Genomic DNA, 22,666 nt, shown 5'->3' with positions numbered 1-22,666 from the left:
GCCTAATAGGCATGGGGACTGGCAAGAATAAGTTTAAATCAGTGGTTGATTAGGCAGCCAAATTTGCAGCGGCAAATTCCCAGTTAACCAATTGATCTAAGAAATTCTTGATGAATGCTGGACGAGCATTTCTGTAGTCGATGTAGTAGGCGTGTTCCCAAACATCCAAGGTGAGAAGTGCCTTTTTACCATGAGCTAAAGGGTTTTCTGCGTTTGGTGTTTTGATGACCTTGAGTGTGCCACCATCATCAATCAACCAAGCCCAACCGCTACCAAACTGGGTTGCAGCCGCAGTGGAAAATTCTTCTTTGAATTTGTCAAAGCTACCAAAATCTTTGTCAATTCTAGCAGCCAGTTCACCTGTGGGTGCGCCACCACCAGCGGGTTTCAAAGAGTTCCAAAAGAAGGTGTGATTCCAAACTTGAGCCGCGTTGTTGAAGATACCAGCTTTAGAGGAGTCTTTGAAGGAAATTTGGATTACTTCTTCGAGGGACTTATCAGCAAGTTCTGTACCATCGGTGAGTTTGTTGAGGTTATCTACATAAGCTTTGTGATGCTTACCATAGTGATATTCAAAGGTTTCACCTTTCATGCCATAAGGCTCTAGAGCATTAAAGTCGAAGGGTAGTGGAAGTTGTGAAAATGCCATGTTTTTAAATCCTCTCTTTACTGTTTTCCAGTTAAGACTTTTGCCGAAACTCAGGAAATTACAGGTTTTGTATTCAGCAGTTTTACATCCTTAATGCTGGGATATAAAACTTAACATGGTTATTCTACTACTAAATTGAACCACCTCAATCTAAAATCTCAATACCAATTAAAAATTAAAAATTGAGAAAGTACGATTTCATCAGGGTTTGCGGTTTTTTATCTGCGGCTTTCTTTTTTTCAACTAGGATAAAATCCAAAATTGGTACGTTTAATTAGCTTTTTGCTGAATATTATTCATAAATAATAATTCCCAAAAATGCACGTATCCAGTATAATCACTTTTTCCCAAGCATAGGTTAAAAATGAATTAAAGAGCAGAAGCACATTCTTGTTATTTGGGAATTTTACTAACTTTAGTAAGGATTTGAATGTGGGTTGATAGTTAATTTCAATTTATATGATGGAGAGTTATTTATAGTTGCTGATTTGGGTATTTTTTTCATCTATCTTTGGTTAGATGAAGGATAATTTAAACTGTTTGTATTGTTGAATACAACACTTAATTTATAGGCTATTGAATATTTTAAATTTTCACCTGATATATCCATAACAGGGAGCAGGAAATAGGGAACAATTCAAAATTCCTGCTTCCTGCCTATTCAAATTTTAGCAACAAGAAATTATTACAATTCCTGTATCGGCGGTTATTCTACCTGAAACAATTGAATTATACCAAAAAGCCGTCCTATAAAGACGGGGCTTTAAACCCAGTTTTTTGGTAATAATTAACAATTTGCATTGCTACTTCACCAGGTGTAAGTCCATCGGTTTCAACTTCTACTGCATCTGCTGCTTTTTGCAAGGGAGAAATTTTGCGAGTGCTATCTTTGTAGTCGCGTTCTGCAATATCTCGTTCGAGTTGTTCTAAACTCACTTCAGGTTGACCTTGTTTTGTAAAGTCTTGCTGACGACGACGTGCGCGTTCCCCAACAGAAGCTGTTAAGAAGATTTTGACTTCTGCATCAGGGAAAACATGAGTACCAATGTCCCGGCCTTCAGCTACTAAACCACCTCGTTTACCCCAGCTTTGCTGTTGTTTTACCAGTGCTTTGCGGACTGCACTTTGAGCAGCGATCGCAGATACTTGTGATGTTACCTCAATGGTGCGAATTTCTTGAGTCACATCTGTATCATTAATCCACACTCGCACAGGAGTTTCCAAATTATGACTGGGAGTAAGTTCAATTTTACACTGGTTGGCTAATTCAGCGATCGCACATTCATCATCAACAGCAATGCCTTTTTGCAGCACCAGCCAGGTGATAGCACGGTACATAGCACCCGTATCTAAATACACTAAACCTAACTGGGTTGCCACTTGACGAGCTACCGTAGATTTGCCAGCACCAGCTGGCCCATCAATAGCGATGATAGGTTGGCGTAGCCCGTCGTAGACATCGCACAAAATGGTATTATCAATTAACCGTGTAGAACCTAGACGAGCTGCGATCGCCAGCATTCCTTCCTCCTCAACTGTTGCTAAAAACATCAATGTATTCGGTTCAACCAATTCAATATATTCAACATAGATAGTGCTGACCTTTGCAATTTCTTGCCACACCAATGCCATCAGCTGGCTGCTGTTGCGATCGCCAGCACGAAACGCCGCTTCAGCTTGCTGCAAGCCTTTATATAACACTGTTGCCTGCTCTTTTTCTGTTGCAGTCAAATATTGATTACGAGAACTCAAAGCCAAGCCAGACGCTTCCCGCACCGTTGGACAAGCAACAATCTCAACTGGCAAATTTAAATCAGCCACCAGACGCTTAATAATTGCCAATTGCTGGCCATCTTTTTGACCAAAGTAGGCTCGGTCAGGCTGTACCAAATTGAAAAGCTTGGTGACAATTGTCGCCACACCTTGAAAATGACCCGGCCGATATCTACCACACAAGCTACTTATCATACCAGATGGAGGGATTACTTGTGTAACTTGAGTTTCTTGTATATTCTTCTGAGGAATTCCCATTTCTTCCGGAGTAGGGGCAAAAATCGCATCAACTCCAGCTTTTACACACAATTCTTGGTCTTGCTCTAGAGTCCGGGGATAGCGTTGATAATCCTCCTTCGGGCCAAATTGCAGGGGATTAACAAAAATACTCACAATCACCGTAGAATTCTCTTGCCTAGCCTTATCAATCAGACTAAGATGACCTTGATGTAACCCTCCCATAGTCGGCACTAAACCAATCTCTGAGGGATACCAAGTAGTCTGATCATCAAATAATAATTCGTCTGAAAGCTTGAGATTGCTCTCCCAACGACGTTGATTTAAATAACAGCGTAAAGCTGCAACTGTAGTCAGCAGGCGCACAAAATACCCCTAGTTCTTGATCCTCTCACCCGTTAGTTTATATCTGAAACTGGGTTTAGGGATTAATCAACTAGGGGTATTTAAGTGAAAAGCGAAAAAAGAGTAGAGATTGTAGAAGGGTACGGGGAGATAGGGGAGATGAGGGAGATGGGGGAGATGAGGGAGATAGATAATAATCTATTCTTCCTGAACTCCTGATAGCGATCGCCATACTCCTGATAGCGCAGCTTGGCGCAAGTCATACCCCTAAAGATTATCTTCCCAACACCTCAAGCCGCACTGGCGCAATACCACTGCCAATCATCCCTAAAAGTCGGGCTGCACCCGCAGAAAGATCAATAATTCGACCACCAATGTATGGACCTCGGTCATTAATTCGCACAACTACCGAGCGGCCATTACGAGTGTTAATAACACGCACCTTTGTACCCAAAGGTAAACTGCGATGGGCTGCTGTCATCGCTTCGGGATTGAATCTCTCACCACTAGCAGTTTTATTCCCAGACCAATCATAGCCATACCAAGAAGCCATGCCTTTGAAGTTAATTTTCACTCCACCGATAGCAATTTGTTGGGACGGCTTGGGTATAGATCCTGATGTAGTTTCTGGTAAATTAGCAATTTCGCTGATGGGAGAGGCATTACCTATCAGTCTCCGCAGACGATTGGTTGCCTGTAGGGCATCTTGGGCAAGATTTTGGGTAGTATCTGCTAATCGCGTACCTTCATTGACTTCCACCAATTCTTTACCGTCAATTTTGATGGTGTAGCGATCTAATTGCTGTACAACAGAGAAGCCTTTATCCTGGGCTTTATTGTTGACTGAAGATTTTTCCTCTGTTTTCCAGCTGACGGTAATTTGGTTTGCGTCTGCGTTTTCGCGAATCAGCTGATTAATTCTAGAGGCTACTACGCTGGCTCTTTGAACTGGATCATTGGCAATGGGGCTGGAAAATTTGCCCACATCCATAACATTTCCCATGCTTGCAGCTTTTGCTGAATTACTAGCAACAAGGGCATAAGATTTTACGCCTCCAGCTTTTCCAATTGCTCCCATTTTTGTATCTGTGTTAGCAACTGGGGTAGAACTCAGAAAAGTAAGAACGGGAATATCCCGGATGTAAAGGGTTGCCGCCTGATGGCCTTTAACGCTGTGAGGAAGAATTTCTGTCTTCACAGCATCCAAGGTAGGTTTCTGTTCAGGGGATTGGTACTCTCCTACTTTCACTGCATCAGCCATAACAGATGCTTGGGAAGCGGGAGGGTTGTCCTTAGCGGTTTGAGTACGACCCACTGAAGGTAAACCTGAAATAGCCACAGACAGGGCGACAATAGTCCACAAATGTCTTTGATTCATGCGTCCGATTTTTAAAGCGACTGTAGAACTTAAGTTTTATAATGTGTGGGTTTTTCACTAGTCATAGTGATAGCCCGGAAAACTCGAACTCGTTCCGCTTTCACTTTTTGTTTATAACTGCAACAGAGTAACACGAACCATTTGGGTTGGGGATCAGGGTTTTAGCGTACGTCTTGAGTCAGGCTCTCAAATTTCCATTCGCCTTTCTAGGGTCAAACCTTTTTCAAATCAGGTTTCTGGCTTTGTAACATTTTTTTTCGGGATATCAATAATTTTTTATGAAGGTTTAATATAAAGTCAGATTTATCCAAGCTGAGTAATATCTTGATCTTTACGTAAGAAAATTCACTTAGCTTGTGATTAATTTAACTTGCGCTTGATGCTCGTTTTGGTCAAAATTAACTTTATTAATTCCAATTTTCCGATTTCAGAGAGTTAAAAAATATTTATTAAAATTCCCATAATCATCATTTTTAATTGATTTATGAGCAAAATTATCCAATTTTACAAGTATTGATTTTTGAATAAGTTGAATTTAGTTAGGTTGATGAAGGTCACGCAAACGTATTGCTATAAAATAATACTTTTTATTATAGTATTTATTCTCTTGCTAAATTAGCATTTATACCCATTAGTATTTTATTTCTTCACAAAAAAATAATTCATGAGACAATAAAAAAGGCTCGCAAACTTGAAAAAGCTATTTTTATTCGTATAAAAATATATCAGTAGCCTTTTTTGCCCCCACTAATCAATCAAGTATGCTATTTATTAGCAAGTTATCAGCTTCATGATAAACGCAGGAAATTTAGACATAGTTTCACCACCATTTTCAGAAGTTCTCACAGATTTGCATTCCCAGTACAAATCTCTGCAAGCTGGTACAGTAGCGAATTACATTCCTGAACTGGCTAAGGTAAACCCCAATTTATTTAGCATCTGTATTGTTACTGTAGATGGTCAAATTTACGAAGTTGGCGATTATGAACAACTATTTACAATTCAGTCAATTTCCAAAGTATTTGTCTATGGACAAGCTTTAGAGGATCATGGACGGGACTATGTTTTAACTAGAGTGGGGGTAGAGCCGACAGGAGACGCATTTAACGCCATTATTCTTGATGAACAATCAAAACGCCCATATAATCCAATGGTAAATGCTGGTGCTATAGCTATTACCAGCTTAATCAAAGGTTCGGGTCCTACTGAGCGTCTGAATCGGTTATTAGATATGTATCGGCGCTATATTGGTCGGGATGTATTTGTGGATATTTCGGTATTTACTTCCGAACGCAGTACAGGACACCGTAACCGTGCTACAGCCCATCTGATGCTGAATTTTGGCATGATTGACCAAAATATAGAAGAATCATTAGATTTATATTTTCAACAATGCTCTGTAATGGTTAATTGTCGAGACTTGGCAGTTATGGCAGCTACACTAGCTAATAAAGGTATTAATCCCATTACAAAAGAAAAAGCGGTAGATAATTGTTATATCAAAGATATATTGAGTGTGATGTACACCTGTGGTATGTATAACTTTGCTGGTGAATGGGCTTATAAAGTGGGAATTCCAGCAAAAAGCGGCGTTTGTGGGGGAATTATTGCTGTTGTTCCTGGACAGATGGGGATTGGTGTGTTCTCACCACCACTAGATGCGCGGGGTAATAGTGTGCGGGGGGTGAAGGTGTGTGAGGAACTGTCGCAACGGTTGGGGTTACATCTGTTTGACTGTTCTAAGGGGTGAAGGGGAAATTACATCATATATATATAGATGGGGGTTGGATAATTGGGGTAATGGGGGCGATCGCTGCGGTAAGCTATCTCTATTCCTTCGGAACGCTATGCAAATGAGACGCTACGCGAACGCGGACGCTTTTTCGCGTTTTTGGTGTTGAGTACATAATATAGATAAGTAGGTCAACAGAAAAAATTAAAGGTATGTGAAGAAAAGTAAAATCGCTCAAAACTCTCTTCCTGTTCCCTGTTCCCTGTTCCCTGTTCCCTGTTCCCTTGCCCCAACGACAATTTTTAACGCCCACCTACTTATATCTGTCGTATTATGTTGTCAGTCAAGTTTATTTAACGAACCACGAAGACGCGAAGAGCGCGAAGGAAGAAGAAAAGAAGAAAACCAGTATATAAAAAAGTTATAAAACTGAGTAGATGGCAAAAAACATTTGCTTTGAACCAGGAGATAGATTAAGTTTAATTACAGGTGATAACGGACTGGGTAAAACTTTTCTGCTTGAGTGTTCTTGGTGGGCTTTAACAGGACATTGGGCAGGTTTGCCAGCATATCCAAATCAGATTTTTACTAAATATTTTTCTAACATCAACCGCACTTTTTCAATACGAATAGGCTTAGAAAGGTAATCATTCATCCCGGCTTGTAAACAAGATTGCCTGTCTTCTTCTTCTTCACTAGCTGTCATAGCAATAATGACAGGACGTTCATGAGGTTGCCAATATTTACAAATTTGGCGTGTTGCTTCTAAGCCATCCATTTCTGGCATTTGCAAATCCATGAATACTAAAGTGTAAGATTGCTGATTTAATGCTGATATTGCTTCTTTACCATTGCTGACAACATCAGCAGAGTATCCTAATGTTTGCAAAATACGCACAGCAACTTTTTGATTAACAAGATTATCTTCTGCTATGAGAATTTTTACTTGAGATGATGTGTTAAGCAAGGAAGGTGGAAGTTGTTTTTTTAGTTTAATATCATCATCGCTGTAAAGATATCTTACTTGCAAAAATTCTGCTAATTTGTCAAAAATGATTTGTGGTTGCAATGGTTTATGTACCATATCATCACAGCCAACTGCTTTAATTTCTACTCGTTCTTGTTCAAAAACGCTGGCAGTTAAGGCGATAATAATAATTGGAATATTCTGTTTTTGACTAAGTTGGCGAATTATTTTAGTAGCTTCATATCCGTCTATTTCTGGCATTCGCATATCCATCCAAATTAGATGCGGTTGCCATTCTTGCCATAATTTTATTGCTTCTTTGCCATTTTTGGCTTCTCTAATTTCAAAACCAAGGGGTTGGAGTAATTTAACTAACAACTGACGATTATTTTCAATGTCATCAGCAATCATAATCCGATAATTAGGCTGATCAGGTATTAAACCAATAATTTTTCGCGTTGATAGTGGGGAAGAAATTGCATCTATTAAAACTGAGCGGAAGCGAATTGTAAACTCAAATTTACTGCCCTTTGTTAAAGTGCTTTCAACTTGAATATTTCCTCCCATCAGTTGTATGAATTTACGACTGATGACTAAACCTAATCCTGTTCCTTGATGAGATTTGCGACCAGATGAGGTTTGGACAAAGGGACTAAAAAGGTGAGCCAATTCTTCGGGAGCTATACCTATTCCTGTGTCTATGACTGCAAATTTTAGAGTGTTTTTTTCTTGATTTTCTACTTTTAGTGTGACACTTCCCTGATGGGTAAATTTAATGGCATTACTGAGGAGATTCAGGATAATTTGCCGCAGTTTACCCTTGTCTGTGCGAATAAATTGGGGTAAATCTGGGGATAAATCAAAGCAAAGTTTAATTCCTTTTTCTGAGGCTTTAAGTTGTAACATTGCTTGAAGGGAATCAAGCAGCGGCAGAAGATGAAAATTAGTTTTATTAAATGTGATTTTTCCTGCTTCAATTTTCGACATTTCTAAAACATCATTAATTAAAGACAGCAAATGTTCGCCACTGGCAATAATAATATCTAAATTCTCTTGTTGTTCAGTATTAATAGTCTGAGATCCTTGCATTAATTGAGTGAATCCCAAAATGGCGTTCAGGGGTGTTCGCAATTCATGACTCATATTTGCTAAAAATTCACTTTTAGCACGGTTGGCGGCTTCTGCTGCTTGTTTTGCCTGTGCTAGTTCCAGTTCTGCTTGTTTACGTTGAGTGATATCTAAACAAGTTCCATGCCAACAAATATCGCCATTTTCTCGACGTTCCGGTTGCGATGTTGCCTGCAACCATTTCAATTTATTTGAAGGTGTAATTATGCGCCATTCATGACTAAAGGTTTTCAATGTAATAGCACTATTTTTAACTGCTTGCATATATCTGGAAACATCTTCGGGATGAAACTGATTGAATACAAATGTTGCATCTTGGAGGATGTCCTCAATTTTGACTTCATGAATATCTACAATTGCTTTATTTACATACTCAAAGGACATAAAACCATCAGCACGTATGAGTAGAGAATATATTACTACTGGTGAAGCGGTGGCTAGGTGTTCTAGTTGGGCTTTAGAACGGCGTAAAGCTTCTTCTGCTTGTTTCCGGGCTGTGATATCCCGTACCATAACTAAAACTTCATTGTCATTAAGGGGGGTAATACGGGTTTCTTCATATTGAATTTTTCCCTCTACCAAAAGTTCCTGTTCGTAGGTTTGGAGTTGACCTGTTTGTAGAGATTTTTCTACATAAAACATTCGCTCTTTTGCTCTGTCAGGGGGTAAGATATCAAAGATATTTTTCCCGTCTCGACTGCGTTGAGGATGGATAGGTTGAAATTCGTTTCCTATAAAGATATTCATGTAATTACCATGACGATCTAAACGCAAAAGTAAGTCTGGGATAGCAGCAATTAAAGCGCGGGTAGTTTGTTCATTTTGACGAAGAGAAGCTTCAATTTGTTTGCGTTCAGTGATGTCTTTGGCAATAATTATGGCACATCGCTGTCCATTAAGTTCAATCACTTCTACTGAACTCAATAGGGTTCTAATTTCCCCTGATTTTATGCGGAAGTTAAATTCCCAGTTGTGGATGAAACCATCAGTTTGTATGGCTTGGATATAGCGATCGCGTTCTTGGAGATTTATCCATAAGTTCAGTTCTATGGAAGTTTTACCAATCACTTCTTCTCGGCTATATCCCGAAACTTCTAGAAAACTTTGATTAACTTCTAAATAACGTCCTTTGTCTAAAGTTGCGATCGCCATCGGATCAGGACTAGTACCAAACACTGTAGTAAATTTTACTTCTGATTCTTCTAAAACATCTGCTAGCTTTGTAAAAGCTTGATGCAGTTGGTCAGACATTTGATTAAATGATTTTGCCAACTGTGATAATTCATCAATAGGCGAATTTTCGGGGATATGTTGCTTAATATTGGTCTTGGCGATCGCCCTACTCATAATACTCAAACGTCGCAATGGTCGGCTAATCCAAGCAGACATAATTGTTGCTAGTGCGATCGCTCCTAAAATTAAACCCACACAGAGGATAATGGTTGTGTGGCGACTAGCATTTATTTCTCCCATAAAATCATTTTCTGGGACAACTGTTACCACCAACCAATCTAAGCCATACTTATCTTGATAAGGTTGAATTTCTACAAACTTCTGTTCTCCTGCTTGGGAAAATATCAACTGTTGGGACTTTTTTATTTCTCCTAAATTTTCAAATTTCTGCTTTATTTCTTTTGCTATTTGTTGGGTCAATGGGTTTTTACTATTTATCGCAGCAACCCGAATAAATTTTTTATTACTCTGGCTGTATGGTGTTTCTAAAGTTGAACTTGCCACTAAATCACCAGACCGTTCTATAATAAAAATTTGTCCATTTACAGAAGGTTTTAAATCTTTTAAAAAAGTGCTGATATTCTGTAATTTCAAATGAACAGCTAACATAGCTTGCAGCTTTCCTTCCCTATCATATACGGGGGTACTAGTAGCAATGCCAGCAGCTGGATAACTAACCCATTGAAAAATGGGAGTCCAAGCCGATTTTTTGGCAACTTTACCTACTTGATACCAAGGACGCTGACGAGAATCTAAACTTCTCACCAAAAATATGTCACGGGGGTTTCCTTGCTTATCTACTTTATAAGCCGTATTTTTTTTACCTTCTGAACCCTTCTGAATTATTAAAAAATACTGACCAAGTTCTCTGACATAACCTATAGAATTTCCTTGTTCATCACCGTAGAGTATCACGTTGACAGACTCAAAAAGTTTGATTTGTTCCCAAAATTGATGTTTAACTTGATCAAAATCTTGTATATTCAACTGACCTAGTTTCACAGCATTTAAATTCAAGTTATTAATTAGATGTGGCGTGCTTAAGTAGGCGTTAAGACGAGATTTAACTTGGTCATTGGTACGTTCCATGACCTGAACTGCAATATCTGTGACTGCTTGTTTTCCGCTGCTAAAGGACAAATACCCGGTTACACTTACTGCAACGACAATCAATAGCACAAAGGGAATTATCAATACTAGTTGTAGTGGGATTTTGTGCCGGTGGCAAGTAAATAGAGACCAATGGTGGATTAAGCGCATTTGAGCAGGCAACAAGAATTACCAAAAACAAGACAGTAAGATTTATTAAGTTAGCTTAGTTTTACTAATAGCCTTGAGTGTATACGCTACACAGTTTGGAGAGTTGTCTGGATTTTAGCCGTTCAGTAATATACCATCTTTACTAAGTTGTGTGATTGAAAATGTAATGAGACTTGCTGAAAACTTAACAATTAATTGGGTTTTAATAAAGACCTGTTTACAGTTTGCTACTTGGGGATTTTGTTCACTGTTACTTGCAGAAATCCTCAGAGATACCTATCATGCATTGTGTCACCAGATCAATTGGCTGGCTAAATGGCATAATAAACATCATGCGGCCTATCGGCGGGATTTAACTTTAGTTTCCCAACAAGCTTATTTAGATTCTCAGTTGTATCACGACATAGTTGAGTCGGCCATACTAGTGGTTTTATTAACAATAGTAGCCTTAGTTGTTCAGCAATGGGGCTTGTGGTTGGGAGTCATCTATGCTGTTACTTTTTTGTATGGTGCATCTGTGCGCTATTTCCAAGGGACAATTGAGACAGACTATAACCATTTACCAGGGCCATTGGAAACGATTCCCTCCGTTTGGTTTGTGAATAGAACCTATCATTGGCGACATCATTTTGATGATGTTGATGCTTATTATAGTGGTGTCTTTTCTTTGGTGGATAAAATACTAGGAACAGGACTGTCTCTCAAAGGTAAAACTGTTGCTGTAACTGGTGCTTCAGGGACATTAGGACAAGCATTAGTAGCAGAATTACTCAAGAATAATGCCAAAGTGATTGCATTAAGCACGAATCCTGATCAAATACAGGCACAAACTAGATTAAAAGTGCTTTCCTGGGAATTAGGGAATGAAGAAGACCTGCAAGAAAGCCTCAAGAAAGTTGATATTTTAATTATCAATCATGGCGTGAATGTTTATAGCGATCGCACTCCAGACGCAATTAACAATTCTTATCAAGTTAACACTTTTTCTGCTTTGCGCTTAATAGATATATTCTCTACAACTGTCACAGGACCTGATGCAAAAGCAACGAAAGAAATTTGGGTTAACACCTCAGAAGCAGAAGTTTCTCCCGCATTTAGCCCTTTGTATGAACTCAGTAAAAGAACTTTAGGTGATCTTATTACCCTCAAGCGTTTAGATGGAGTTTGTGTAATTCGTAAATTAATTTTAGGTCCATTCAAGAGTCAATTAAATCCTTATGGTGTAATGTCAGCATCGCAAGTTGCACGCGGAATTTTGTTTTTAGCTAAACGGGATTTTAGAAATATTATTGTGACGATAAACCCACTCACTTATTTATTTTTTCCCATCAAAGAATTTAGTAATTGGTTGTACTATCGCATTTTTAGTAAGTCAGTAAAAAGCAAATAATGGTCTAGGGTGGGCATTGCCCACCATTTTCTCTACATGACTGTGTAAAATGTCTTTTGGTATCTAGGTTTTATTGCTGATTGCTGAATGCTTGAGGAATTAGCTAAAAATACATTGCTTTTGAAATTCAGTGAGATTTGGCGCTAGTAAAAGTAAATTTTCATAAGGCAAAGATGATACCCCATAAAATGAATACTTTTTTTGACTAGGAGTGTAATCAAAAAATATGCTCAATCTATCGGCAATCACAGGAATTTTACCACGATGAAAGACACTATTAGTGGCAGCAAAAATTACTGTTCCAGCAACACCAAGACATGATTTGTAATTGCTAATGGCTGTAAATTCCCTCATAGTTTTATCCAGAATGTAGCCAGATTTGTATTTACGAGCTTTGGCTATTTCTGAGGTTAAGGACTGGGAAATATATTGAAATGGTCCATGACCTTCATCTATATCATGTAAATAAACGATAATTTTAATTATCCTTCTAGCTTCCTTATCTATATGCCATAATCTTGAGCCTTTTTCTAATTGATTTGCAATATCTCTGCGAAAATATACACCATGATAAGCTACAGGCAGACCAATAAAATTTTCAGCAATATTGAGTAATCTTTCTTCTAGTCCCCACAAAAAAATGTCTGGATACTCCATAATCTGCTGAGAACTGGCATGAATAATAAATTGATGATTATGGACACCAATAGATTTAGGTATTTTGGGTATCAGATCTTGTGCTGCTTGGATAAATTGAGGAGTAGATGCAATTTCTAAATCTGCCAATGAAGTAATGACCACACCTTCCTGTTTAATTCTCTCGACCAAATCTAAGTCATTTTTTGTAAGATTTGGTAAATTGGGAATATATTTTTCTACCTCTGCTTGATAAGCAAGTTCTCTTTGATTGTTTATAAGGGGAATTGTGTCAATAGTTTTTAAAATTTTGTTTCCTATTTTTTGCAACAAAAAATTATACCTCATAGGATTGTTGATCATCATCAAGAAGTATATATTTTTCTAATATCTACTATTGAATTTGATCTGTATTACAATACCTACTTCAAGAATTTTCCACAATCTTTCTCTAGATATAATTTTCGGCATGATGATAATTTAAGCATAGAATGAGAACAGACATTTATAGCAGAAGGCAAAAGTAAAACCCTTGTCATCATTAAGTTTTAGCTTTTCAGAATGTTCTCATCGTCTTGTCGGCTATATCATAAAATATGGCTTACGCGACGCTGTGCTAAAGGTAAGAATTCAGGAGTCAGGAGTCAGAATGCTGATGAAATGAAGAATAGTCCAGAAGTGAGATTTTATCAAAATCATCAAAGTTGACTAAAAAAGTCTTTATTCTCCTGACGTGGAGTATTGTCTATCCTGAATACTTACTGCTAAAGACAGTGAAAAACTTTCAACTGTATAATCTGTCATCTACTATGTGGAGGATAATGTGTTCTTAAAAATTCTTCTGCTTCAATTCTATTTTTAATCACTCCATCCACAGTAGCAGTAAGCAAATGATCCAGTATAATTTTAAATAGGGGGCTTGGTTTATAACCCATTGTTTTTAAATCATTACCATTTAATAAAGGTTGTATATTTGCCAAAGTAGTTAAAAAATACCTAATTTTGCGCCTAATTTTACGCGGACTTTTTAAAGCAATCAAAATTAAAGTTGTCCAATCATATTTTCTCAATAAATGGACACTTTGACTAGGAAGTATACAATTTGGCAAAGATGTTATGATCTCTGTTTGTGTTTCTGATAATTTCTTAAATCTAGCAATAATATCATCAGCTAATTGGAGATTTTTAGCTACCTTCACTTGATATTTTGGTTCTAAGTTGGCAATTAATACCTCTAAACGCATTTGCCAATCATGTAGATTATGTTGTTGACCAAATTTTCGTAAATAAATTTCTAATAAACGTAATTGTCGTAGAACTTCCCCATCTAATTTTAAGCTATGGTGAATACATCGCAATGCACCTAATTGATCTAATAATTGTAAGGCTGATTGCCAATAAGTGGCTGCAAGAATATTTTTTAATTCTGCTTTTAAACGAGTTTGTAAAGCAGGTGTTTTGGTATTTTCTTGAGAAGTGCGATCATAAACTCCGCTATTTATAGCATAGCGAATATATTCTTCAGTTCTCTGTTCAATTTGAAATCCAAACCGCACAGCAAAACGGACACCACGATAAATCCGGGTAGGATCTTCAATAAAACTGTTAGCGTGTAAAATGCGAATTTGCTTGGCTTGTAAATCTAATAAACCACCAAAAAAATCTAATAATTCACCACTACGGGGAGATGTTAACCTTAAGGCCATTGCATTGATAGTAAAATCTCTTCTATATAAATCTTGACGAATAGAACTAGCTTCAACTTCTGGATTTGCTGCGGGATAAGGATAAAATTCAGTTCTAGAAGTGGCAATATCTACCCATAATGAATCTAATTCTGGGTCTTTGTGCCATAGTAAAGCAGCGGTTTGAAATGCACCATGAATTTCTAAACGGGCATTTTGATAAATTTGCTGGAGTGCTTTTGCTAATTCTACACCTGCACCCACATCTGCTGCTTGATGAAAACCATCAACTACTAAATCAATATCATTAATCATTAATGTGCCAGTTTGAGCTTCTGCTAACAGCAAATCTCGTACTGCACCACCAACTAAATAAAGATGCCAACCGCGTTTTTCTGCTGCTTGAGATGCTATATTTAATAATTGCCAAAGTTGAGGATTTAATTTATTTTTTAATTGCGGTAAACTAATATTTGTTTCACTGTTTGTTTCTATTTTTCCACCGACTATATCAGCTTGATGTAATTCTCTTAAAACATCGGTGCGAGTGACAATACCCACTAAATTTTCATTTGCTAAAACTGGTAATCTGCCAATATCATAAGTCACCATTAAAGATTCAATTTGGGGTAGGATAGTATCTGGTGTAATTGTTTTTAAATTAGTAGTCATATAACCTTTAACTGGTGCATGACTAAAGCCGTGATGTAAAGCAATATCTAAATCACGTCGGGAAATAATACCCACTATTTTATCTTGCTCATTCACAACAGATAAACCAGAATGTCCGTAACGGAGTAAAATTCTTTGAGCTTCAGCAATAGTGGTTTCTGGTCGAATAGTACGCACAGGAGAAGACATTAAATCTCTGGCTGTGGGAGGATGGGGAATTTGTGCTTTTAATCCATCTAATAGTTGTTGTAAAATTGCTTGTGAGTCGTTGGTGCGAATATTTAAAGATGCGGCTTGGGAATGTCCACCACCACCAAAAGACTGCAATAAGAGATGAAGATTTGTATGGGGAATTTGCGATCGCCCAATTACAGTTAATCGCCATTCATTTTCACCCAAAGGATGTTCATTTGCCAAAATTAGGGCATCAATTTCTGTCAACTCCACCAGTTCTGATGCTAAAGCTGATAACCCTGGCACAAAATCATCAGTTCTCAATGTCACCCAAGCAATAGTATATCCACGCAGACAAAGATATTCTAAATTTTCCAGCGCCTCAGTTAATAATTGTTGCAACTGTGGTGATAAACCTGGATCACGGTAGGTTGAAATTACAGATAAACTTGCCCCCTGTTGCATCAACCAAGCCAAAGCTAAAGCATCTCTAGGTGTAGATTGGTTGTACGTTAAAGAACCAGTATCAACGTGAATACCCAAGGCCATGACAGTTGCTTGAGCAGGTGTTAAAGAAATATGGCGTTTTTGTAGTTCTTCCACCATTAAAGTCGTCGTTGCACCCACACTGTCAACATATAATTGCGTCGTGGGAATATCACTATCTTGTCCGAGATGATGATCGTAAACTAAAACTTCCTGCACATTAGGTAAATCTAACCATTCAGCAGCTTTACCCAAGCGATCGCGCTGTTGAGTATCCACTATCATCAAAGAACGGATTTTTTCAGGATTAACAGAACGCCTTTCAATCAGCGAATATTCATCCCGATGCAACGCCAAAAAATCCCGTACCGGTGGATGCGCTCCCCCAGTCAAGACAATCTTACTTCCTGCCTTGAGGCAAGTTAACCCCACAGCCGCCCCTAAAGCGTCAAAATCAGCAGTTGTGTGACAAAGAATGATATCCATAAGAAGTAATGGGGAGCAGGGGGCAGGGGGCAGGGGAGCAGGGGAGCAGGGGAGCAGGGGAGATGGGGGGCAGAGGAGAATAATGTATTGATCACCTATTCCCTATTCCCTTCTTACTGTCACCTGTCACCTGTCACCTGTTCCCTAATCACTGAAATTGAGCAACTGTTACAAACCAGAAGTAAAATATTAATTGATCAGGGGATACCAAGTGAGTTCACAAGGGTCACTGAGCAACCCAGTCTGTCCATTTTATAGTGACAGCCTGGAGAAACGTTACGATTTCGCTGTGTTGGGAAAAGTAAAAATGAGCATAGTATTCCAATTTGCTTTAGTATCTCTAGTTCTGATGTCCTTCGTCCTAGTTGTTGGTGTTCCTGTTGCTTACGCAACTCCTCAAAACTGGGTTGAATCTAAAAAGCTGCTGTGGGTTGGTTCTGGTGTTTGGATTGCCTTAGTGCTTTTAGTTGGTTTATTAAACTTTTTTGTGGTGTAGACGACGGCTGCAAACAGACGTTGACACATAACATAAAAACCAGAGGAGCAGAAAAGCTGGGTTTACAGGAAAGGGAAGCAAAAATATCTTTGTTCTTTTTCTATGTTGACATTGCTTTCCTGCTCCTCTATTTCCATCCAGAAAAGAGTATTGGCTAAGAATTTATAGTTATAAGAGGCAGTCATGGCAGTTTTTGAGGGAACATTTACTCAAACAGAGCCTTTAAAGTTTGCGTTGGTGATTGGTCGATTCAATGACTTGGTTACTGTCAAGCTTTTAGAAGGATGTCAAGATTGTCTGAAGCGTCACGGTATAAATCCCGACCCTCAAGGCAATCAAGTAGATTATGTATGGGTTCCAGGAAGTTTTGAAGTTCCCACCGTAGCTCGCCAGTTGGCACTCTCCCATCGTTATGATGCCATAATTTGCTTGGGCGCGGTGATTAAGGGACAAACGCCCCATTTCGATTATGTATCTTCTGAAGTGGCTAAAGGTATTGCTGCTGCAAGTTTTCAAACAGGAGTACCTGTGATTTTTGGCATTTTGACAACAGATACCATGCAGCAAGCATTGGAACGAGCAGGGATTAAAAGTAATCACGGCTGGGATTATGCCATGAATGCTATAGAAATGGCCAGTTTGATGCGTCAGTTACGTTCTAATCTAGCAGAACCATACAGTCGTAATGCTCAGTCTTTACCAGCATCACTACAAAATCCTGTGGAGTCAGAGGTGGTTTAGAAGAGGGGTGTGGGGGATGAGGGGGAGCAGGGGAGCAGAGGAGCAGAGGAGCAGATTAAAAATTAATTCTTTTTTCTTCCTGAAATTCTGCCTCCTGCCTTCTGCCTCCTGCCTTCTGCCTCCTGCCTCCTGCCTCCTGCCTTCTGCCTCCTCTTCAAAAAAAAATAAATTTAGGGGTTGACAAACCAGAATAAATCTGACAAACTGATATTAGTCTGAAATTTGCGGGTATAGCTCAGTGGTAGAGCGCAACCTTGCCAAGGTTGATGTCGCGCGTTCGAATCGCGTTACCCGCTTTTGAATTAATGTTAATATCTTGTTATATCAAGAATTGTTATCGGGTTTGTGTAATCGCTACTAAATCTCCAGGGTTGATATTTATTCATGCCTGGATTCAAACCTAGCGGATAACTACTAAGAGCTATCTCGATGGGTATTTTGTGGGATTGAAAATAGCGGCTGCAATGCTGGCAGAAATATACTAGAACTAGAACACCGATTCATTAATCGTAAGGGCGAAGCATTCGGACAGAATATCAATGGTTTCAGTGATAAGTAATCACCCTAATGCTTCGCCCCTACTGAATCGACGCTCTATTGCTAAGAGTGGAAATATCCCCACTAACTGTTAACAAAAACACGCCCAAGTTATTTAGACTGCTTGTGCCATCTCAAAAACCTGAAAAAATAGATTTAAATACGGACTATACTTGTCCTTGTCGTCGTCGGGGGCGGTTAATTCCGATCACTCTGACAGAAGCTTTTGGTTGCGATCGCTGTCAACAAATTTTCGTTGTCGAAGATAATGGTTATGTGCTGGAGCAACTTTCTACTACCTATCCCTATAAGCGTGCTTGGCGCTGGACGGGGAATAGTTGGAATGTGATCCAACCCCGGTTAGGAGAAAGTTATTTGCCGATAGCATTGGGCATTATTTTCGTGCTAGTGATTATATGGCTACCATTAGCATTACGCTTGGCGAATGGTTCAAGTATTATTGCTTGGGCTATAGTAGCGGTGCTATTGGCTATTCTGCCAGCAATTATGGTCTGGCTTACTTACAGACGTTAATTCAATGACCACCCCAGATTTATCTGTGGAATCAACCAAAAATTCCAAATCTCAGATTCTCAAACCCCGGATTTATCTGTGGAATCAATCCAAAATCCAAAATCTCAAATCCAAAATCGGATGACTGTTGAAGTTTTTGATGATTGTCCCGAACCCATGAACAGCGCCAAACGCGCTTACCAAGCTTCCCTTAAGTTAGGGATTACCAAAGGGGCAGACCGGAGTCGTGCTGTGCTGGCGATGGCACAGGCGTTAGAATATTCATTCGACGACATTCTCGAAGCCAATACGTTGGACTTAGAAGCCAGTCGAGAAATGGCGGTATCGGAATTAATTTTGGATTGGCTGAAGTTAACTCCTTCTAGGTTAGAGAATGCTGTGGCTATTCTCCAACGTTTGGGAGAATTATCAGATCCGCTGCGACGGGTGAGAACGGCTGATTATCAACAGGAAGATTCTCAGAGTTATACCCAGTTGATGCCTTTGGGTGTGATTGGATTTATTTATGAGGCTTTTCCGGATTTGGGGGCGATCGCAGCTGGTTTTTGCTTAAAAACTGGCAATAGCTTGATTCTCAAAGGTAGTACAGAGGCTAGTCATTCCAATGCGGCGATCGCTCAAGTTCTACAAAATGCTATTAGTGAAGTTGGTTTACCACCAGGCTGTATAGAATTGGTTACAGCTGAACATGGCGCTTCTGTGCGAGATTTAGTCACCCAAGACCAGTATTTAAGTTTAGTCATTCCCTACGGACGTTCTAGCTTAATTCAACAAGTAGTTAGACAAGCAACTTGTCCAGTTTTAAAGTCAGCGATGGGTAATTGTTACCTGTATTGGTCACTAAATAGCAGCTTAGAAATGGTGCGCTGGATGATTCTCGATAGCCATGAGAGTGAACCAGATCCGGTGAACGCGATTGAAAAAGTGCTGATCCATCGTCAAGCTTTACCATCGTCCTTATCTGTGTTGTGGAACAGCTTAAAAGAAAAAGGCTTTGAACTCAAAGCAGATGCGGAACTGGTAGAAGCCTTTCCCCAATTACAGTTAGCGAAAGATGGAGAATGGGGAACGCCCTATTTAACTAAGACAGTGGCTTTTAAATTGGTGGATAGTTTAGAGAGTGCGATCGCATGGATTAATCAATATAGTAGCGGTCATGCTGATTGTATCGTCACAGAATCCTACCAAGAAAGTCGGCAATTTGCTTTAGGAGTCAACAGCGCCTCCACCTACATCAACGCATCCCCGCGTTTTTCCCGCAACTCCTCACGGGGAGATGCAGTATTTTTGGGAATGTCCAATCAAAAAGGACATCGCCGAGGGTTTATGAGTTTGGAGACTTTAACGACGGTGAAGCATATAGTTCAGGGAAATGGACGGTTTTAGAAGTTACGAGTGAGAAGTAAAACTGTTATTCATTCTTAGAGGTCAAAAGTGCAAAGTTACTTCGGAGTGAGTTCTTAAAATGTTTAATAGCAGCTTGGGATGATGGTTTTTTAGAAACAGAAAGTTATGAAATTCATAATTTGCTAAAAATGACAAAAGAAAATAAAGGTATTATTGAAATAACTGGAGGAGGAAAAAACCAAAACCGACTTAGAGAAATTCCCCATTTTAAAAAATTTGATTGTTGCTGGTTTGATTTTGCAATTTTAGTGAATGAAAATATTAAACCTGCGGAAATCATTGCATTCGATTTTGAAATCAGATTTCTAGAAGAAAATCCAACAAAATTTTTACGTTTTGATCTGAACTTACCAGAACACAATAATGACGATAAAGGAAAACGATTTCATCTACATCCAGGTAATGATGACTTGATGATTCATGCTTCCCCTATGTCACCACTGGAAATTCTACATTTATTTTTATATGACTTAAAAATGCCTGAACGTCCCCGCACCTAACAACAAACAAAAAAATCTAAAAAATGTAGAGATATTGCATTATACCAATTCCATAAAAAATGCGACAGATGCGTAGGTTGGGTTGAACAAAGTGAAACCCAACATCCACAAAGTTTTGAAGCGTTGGGTTGAGGGAAGAAAACCGACCTACATCTATCTTTAATTCTTAATTACGAATTAGCTTTATTCCCCCAAATTAATCGCGGGATTCCTGCTAAAAAATCCCCTGGGCATCAGTTTAAAACTCACTTCATGTCTAGGCATGACAGGCCAATCTTCGGGACGAGGAACGTGAGTGATACCCATTGTATACCACACCACAATATCTTCATTTGCTAAAGATTCATTATCAGCAATATATTTAGGTAAACCTTCCCCTAATTTGCTTTGGTTAGGATAATCACCACCTGCATACATTTCACCATCTTTATATTTTGTCACCCAAAAATGATGAGTTGCAAAACTGGCTTTGTCTCTAATCTTTGCACCTTCTACAGCATACATGATTGTATTTCCTCCTGGGGTTAACATATATGCTGTAGGAACACCTAAATTATTCTTTTTGTCTGCATTAGTTATCATCCATTCTCGACTATGTTTGATGTCCGAATCTCGCACAGCATTTTTTTCTGTGGTTAATTGAGTATCGGCAACAGTAATAGCATTACCTAAAGGATTTTTATCACTAATTGGTAGAGAATTAACATTCATTTCCATGACTGAATTCTTCTGTCCATCAACATCTAAATCTAGGCGATAGTTAAAAAAGTGTTGATGATTTACACCAAGGATATTTTTAGCTAATAACCGCCCCAAGGCTTGATTTTCAGTTTGTGTGTTAACATTTGTTCCCTGTGGTAAATCAATTCCTGTTAATTCATTTTTAATTTCTAAAGTTCCATCTTGGTGAAATATCCAATTCAGGATGTAATCGTAATTATCAACTGTGGTGATCATTGATATTACTAATTCCCGATTACGCCGGACATAATTTTTTTGATTATGATAATTAAAATGTTTCCAAAGTACGCCGTTATCTTTTTCATAAATACCAATTACCCGTGGCATTATATAAGATTCTCCCTCACCGTTAGCAAATACAGCATCTAATAAAACGCCATTTTCAGGAATTTCTTTACCTAATTCTAGTTTATTTGCTAATAATCCAATGTTGTATTCTCCGACATCAAAGGCGTTACGAAATGACCAATTCGGATTTGGATCACCATAAGGAACTACCATTTCCGACAGACTACCACGATAAAGAATGGGTCTGGATTTTTCACCATCGTTATAATTAACAAGATATAAAACTAAACCTTCACGGGGATGCATTAAATAACGAAAATGCCAACCTTGCCAAGAAATTTCATTACCTTGAATTTTGAAAGTTGTTCCTTCCGGTTGAGTAATTTTTAATGGTTTTGGTGCGGGAATTAGTTTTTCAAAATAGGAAAGATCATAATCCCAGTTTTCTTGGGAAATAGCTACTACACCACGATCAACAAAACTATCAACTCTACCTTTATTTAAATTAATTGTAGCTACAACTCCTTCAATGGGATGAGCGAAATAATTACCATATTGACCTCGATAATAGGATAATGCGCGACAAATACGATTACCTTTTTTTTGTTCTGCTGATGTAAGTATTCCTGCTGCCCAACAACTGATTTGGACTTGATCGAAATCTTTGATTCCCCGTTTTTTCATGGCATTTTGCCAACGTGAATCTGCTTTAACTACTTCTTCTGCAAGTTGATAATCTAGAGGTAAAATGGCTGGTTGACTCTGGGGGATTTCTTGCCACTTAGTCAGGGTATTTTTATTTAAATCTACTATTCCTACAAAGGTTTTATTAAATTCACGTTCATAAATTTGTAAAAATACCTGGCGTGGAAATGGTTGACCAGGTTGAAAATTTAAAACTGTTTTTTTATCAGGTTCTTGTAAAGTAATCATGGAAAAAAATGCGGCTTCGCTTAATTTTTTTTCCCGTTGTAATACTTCTACTGCGGTGTTAATTTCTTGTTCTGTTAAGGGGTTGAGAGGATGAGGTGTGATGATGTTCTGAGCAAATGTAATCTGAGGAGAACTTAGCCAGAAATGAAAACACACAAAGATGGCGATCGCTAATCTAAAAAAACGATGTAAACTTTGAATCATACTGTTTAAGAACAAAATACATCTATTGATTTCAATGCTTTTGCTCAAAAACAG

15 protein-coding genes and 1 tRNA gene are annotated in these 22,666 nt (G+C 38.5%); 9 read left to right on the top strand and 7 right to left on the bottom strand.

Annotated elements, in window-relative coordinates; translation table 11 throughout:
• Window positions 1-49: 49 nt before the first annotated feature.
• The 3 genes from ACLLO5_RS00760 to ACLLO5_RS00750 form a co-directional block, all read right to left on the bottom strand.
• Window positions 50-649, bottom strand: coding sequence for a superoxide dismutase (locus tag ACLLO5_RS00760; RefSeq protein WP_413173592.1), 600 nt, complete (start codon window positions 647-649; stop codon window positions 50-52).
• 747 nt (window positions 650-1,396) lie between these two features.
• Entirely contained in the window at window positions 1,397-3,025 is a 1,629-nt protein-coding gene (locus ACLLO5_RS00755) for a bifunctional pantoate--beta-alanine ligase/(d)CMP kinase (protein WP_413173591.1), read from the bottom strand.
• 253 nt (window positions 3,026-3,278) lie between these two features.
• A complete protein-coding gene (locus ACLLO5_RS00750) occupies window positions 3,279-4,382 on the bottom strand; it encodes a septal ring lytic transglycosylase RlpA family protein (protein WP_413173590.1) in 1,104 nt (367 codons plus the stop codon).
• 790 nt (window positions 4,383-5,172) lie between these two features.
• Here ACLLO5_RS00750 and glsA point away from each other — a divergent pair.
• Window positions 5,173-6,132 carry a glutaminase A gene (gene glsA / locus ACLLO5_RS00745; protein ID WP_413173589.1) on the top strand — a complete coding sequence of 320 codons (960 nt, stop codon included), beginning with the start codon at window positions 5,173-5,175 and terminating at the stop codon, window positions 6,130-6,132.
• Between the two features lie 419 nt (window positions 6,133-6,551).
• The gene (locus ACLLO5_RS00740) at window positions 6,552-6,761 is read left to right on the top strand and encodes an AAA family ATPase (protein ID WP_413173588.1); all 210 of its coding nucleotides are present in this window, start codon (window positions 6,552-6,554) and stop codon (window positions 6,759-6,761) included.
• Here ACLLO5_RS00740 and ACLLO5_RS00735 read toward each other — a convergent pair.
• Window positions 6,692-10,531 (bottom strand): response regulator, encoded by a 3,840-nt coding sequence (locus ACLLO5_RS00735; RefSeq protein ID WP_413173587.1) that lies wholly within the window; start codon window positions 10,529-10,531, stop codon window positions 6,692-6,694. The genes ACLLO5_RS00740 and ACLLO5_RS00735 overlap by 70 nt on opposite strands.
• A gap of 337 nt (window positions 10,532-10,868) precedes the next feature.
• Between ACLLO5_RS00735 and ACLLO5_RS00730 the strand changes: the two genes are divergently transcribed.
• Complete coding sequence (locus ACLLO5_RS00730) at window positions 10,869-12,092, top strand: bifunctional sterol desaturase/short chain dehydrogenase (protein ID WP_413173586.1); 1,224 nt, start codon at window positions 10,869-10,871, stop codon at window positions 12,090-12,092.
• Between the two features lie 99 nt (window positions 12,093-12,191).
• Here the strand turns inward: ACLLO5_RS00730 and ACLLO5_RS00725 are convergent, their stop codons facing one another.
• Together ACLLO5_RS00725 and ACLLO5_RS00720 are read right to left on the bottom strand one after the other, a co-directional pair.
• Window positions 12,192-13,061 carry a 2OG-Fe(II) oxygenase gene (locus tag ACLLO5_RS00725; RefSeq protein WP_413173585.1) on the bottom strand — a complete coding sequence of 290 codons (870 nt, stop codon included), beginning with the start codon at window positions 13,059-13,061 and terminating at the stop codon, window positions 12,192-12,194.
• Between the two features lie 467 nt (window positions 13,062-13,528).
• Window positions 13,529-16,231 carry a CBS domain-containing protein gene (locus ACLLO5_RS00720; RefSeq protein ID WP_413173584.1) on the bottom strand — a complete coding sequence of 901 codons (2,703 nt, stop codon included), beginning with the start codon at window positions 16,229-16,231 and terminating at the stop codon, window positions 13,529-13,531.
• 307 nt (window positions 16,232-16,538) lie between these two features.
• Between ACLLO5_RS00720 and psbZ the strand changes: the two genes are divergently transcribed.
• The 6 genes from psbZ (at window position 16,539) to ACLLO5_RS00690 (ending at window position 20,446) form a co-directional block, all read left to right on the top strand.
• Complete coding sequence (psbZ, locus tag ACLLO5_RS00715; protein WP_041643540.1) at window positions 16,539-16,727, top strand: photosystem II reaction center protein PsbZ; 189 nt, start codon at window positions 16,539-16,541, stop codon at window positions 16,725-16,727.
• Between the two features lie 183 nt (window positions 16,728-16,910).
• Complete coding sequence (gene ribH, locus ACLLO5_RS00710) at window positions 16,911-17,468, top strand: 6,7-dimethyl-8-ribityllumazine synthase (RefSeq protein WP_413173583.1); 558 nt, start codon at window positions 16,911-16,913, stop codon at window positions 17,466-17,468.
• A gap of 224 nt (window positions 17,469-17,692) precedes the next feature.
• Window positions 17,693-17,764: transfer RNA gene (locus tag ACLLO5_RS00705), tRNA-Gly, on the top strand.
• A gap of 367 nt (window positions 17,765-18,131) precedes the next feature.
• Entirely contained in the window at window positions 18,132-18,539 is a 408-nt protein-coding gene (locus tag ACLLO5_RS00700; RefSeq protein WP_413173582.1) for a hypothetical protein, read from the top strand.
• A 120-nt stretch (window positions 18,540-18,659) separates the two neighbouring features.
• Window positions 18,660-19,925, top strand: a complete 1,266-nt coding sequence (locus ACLLO5_RS00695; protein WP_413176207.1) for a glutamate-5-semialdehyde dehydrogenase — start codon at window positions 18,660-18,662, stop codon at window positions 19,923-19,925.
• 149 nt (window positions 19,926-20,074) lie between these two features.
• A complete protein-coding gene (locus ACLLO5_RS00690; protein WP_413173581.1) occupies window positions 20,075-20,446 on the top strand; it encodes a hypothetical protein in 372 nt (123 codons plus the stop codon).
• Window positions 20,447-20,629: 183 nt separating this feature from the next.
• Here ACLLO5_RS00690 and ACLLO5_RS00685 read toward each other — a convergent pair whose 3' ends face one another.
• A complete protein-coding gene (locus ACLLO5_RS00685) occupies window positions 20,630-22,612 on the bottom strand; it encodes a primary-amine oxidase (RefSeq protein WP_413173580.1) in 1,983 nt (660 codons plus the stop codon).
• Window positions 22,613-22,666 lie beyond the last annotated feature (54 nt).

The organism is Anabaena azotica SJ-1, from assembly GCF_047275885.1.
GTDB lineage: Bacteria > Cyanobacteriota > Cyanobacteriia > Cyanobacteriales > Nostocaceae > Trichormus_B > Trichormus_B azotica_A.
Note: the sequence above shows the minus strand (reverse complement) of the source record. Positions and strands in the feature narration are given on the sequence as shown.

Excerpts from the sequence above, each read along its gene's own strand:
- ACLLO5_RS00720 (WP_413173584.1), bottom strand. The coding sequence starts at position 16,231 with ATGGATATCATTCTTTGTCACACAACTGCTGATTTTGACGCTTTAGGG.
- psbZ (WP_041643540.1), top strand. The coding sequence starts at position 16,539 with ATGAGCATAGTATTCCAATTTGCTTTAGTATCTCTAGTTCTGATGTCC.
- glsA (WP_413173589.1), top strand. The coding sequence starts at position 5,173 with ATGATAAACGCAGGAAATTTAGACATAGTTTCACCACCATTTTCAGAA.
- ribH (WP_413173583.1), top strand. The coding sequence starts at position 16,911 with ATGGCAGTTTTTGAGGGAACATTTACTCAAACAGAGCCTTTAAAGTTT.
- ACLLO5_RS00695 (WP_413176207.1), top strand. The coding sequence starts at position 18,660 with ATGACTGTTGAAGTTTTTGATGATTGTCCCGAACCCATGAACAGCGCC.
- ACLLO5_RS00685 (WP_413173580.1), bottom strand. The coding sequence starts at position 22,612 with ATGATTCAAAGTTTACATCGTTTTTTTAGATTAGCGATCGCCATCTTT.
- ACLLO5_RS00735 (WP_413173587.1), bottom strand. The coding sequence starts at position 10,531 with ATGGAACGTACCAATGACCAAGTTAAATCTCGTCTTAACGCCTACTTA.
- ACLLO5_RS00760 (WP_413173592.1), bottom strand. The coding sequence starts at position 649 with ATGGCATTTTCACAACTTCCACTACCCTTCGACTTTAATGCTCTAGAG.
- ACLLO5_RS00750 (WP_413173590.1), bottom strand. The coding sequence starts at position 4,382 with ATGAATCAAAGACATTTGTGGACTATTGTCGCCCTGTCTGTGGCTATT.
- ACLLO5_RS00740 (WP_413173588.1), top strand. The coding sequence starts at position 6,552 with ATGGCAAAAAACATTTGCTTTGAACCAGGAGATAGATTAAGTTTAATT.
- ACLLO5_RS00690 (WP_413173581.1), top strand. The coding sequence starts at position 20,075 with ATGACAAAAGAAAATAAAGGTATTATTGAAATAACTGGAGGAGGAAAA.
- ACLLO5_RS00730 (WP_413173586.1), top strand. The coding sequence starts at position 10,869 with ATGAGACTTGCTGAAAACTTAACAATTAATTGGGTTTTAATAAAGACC.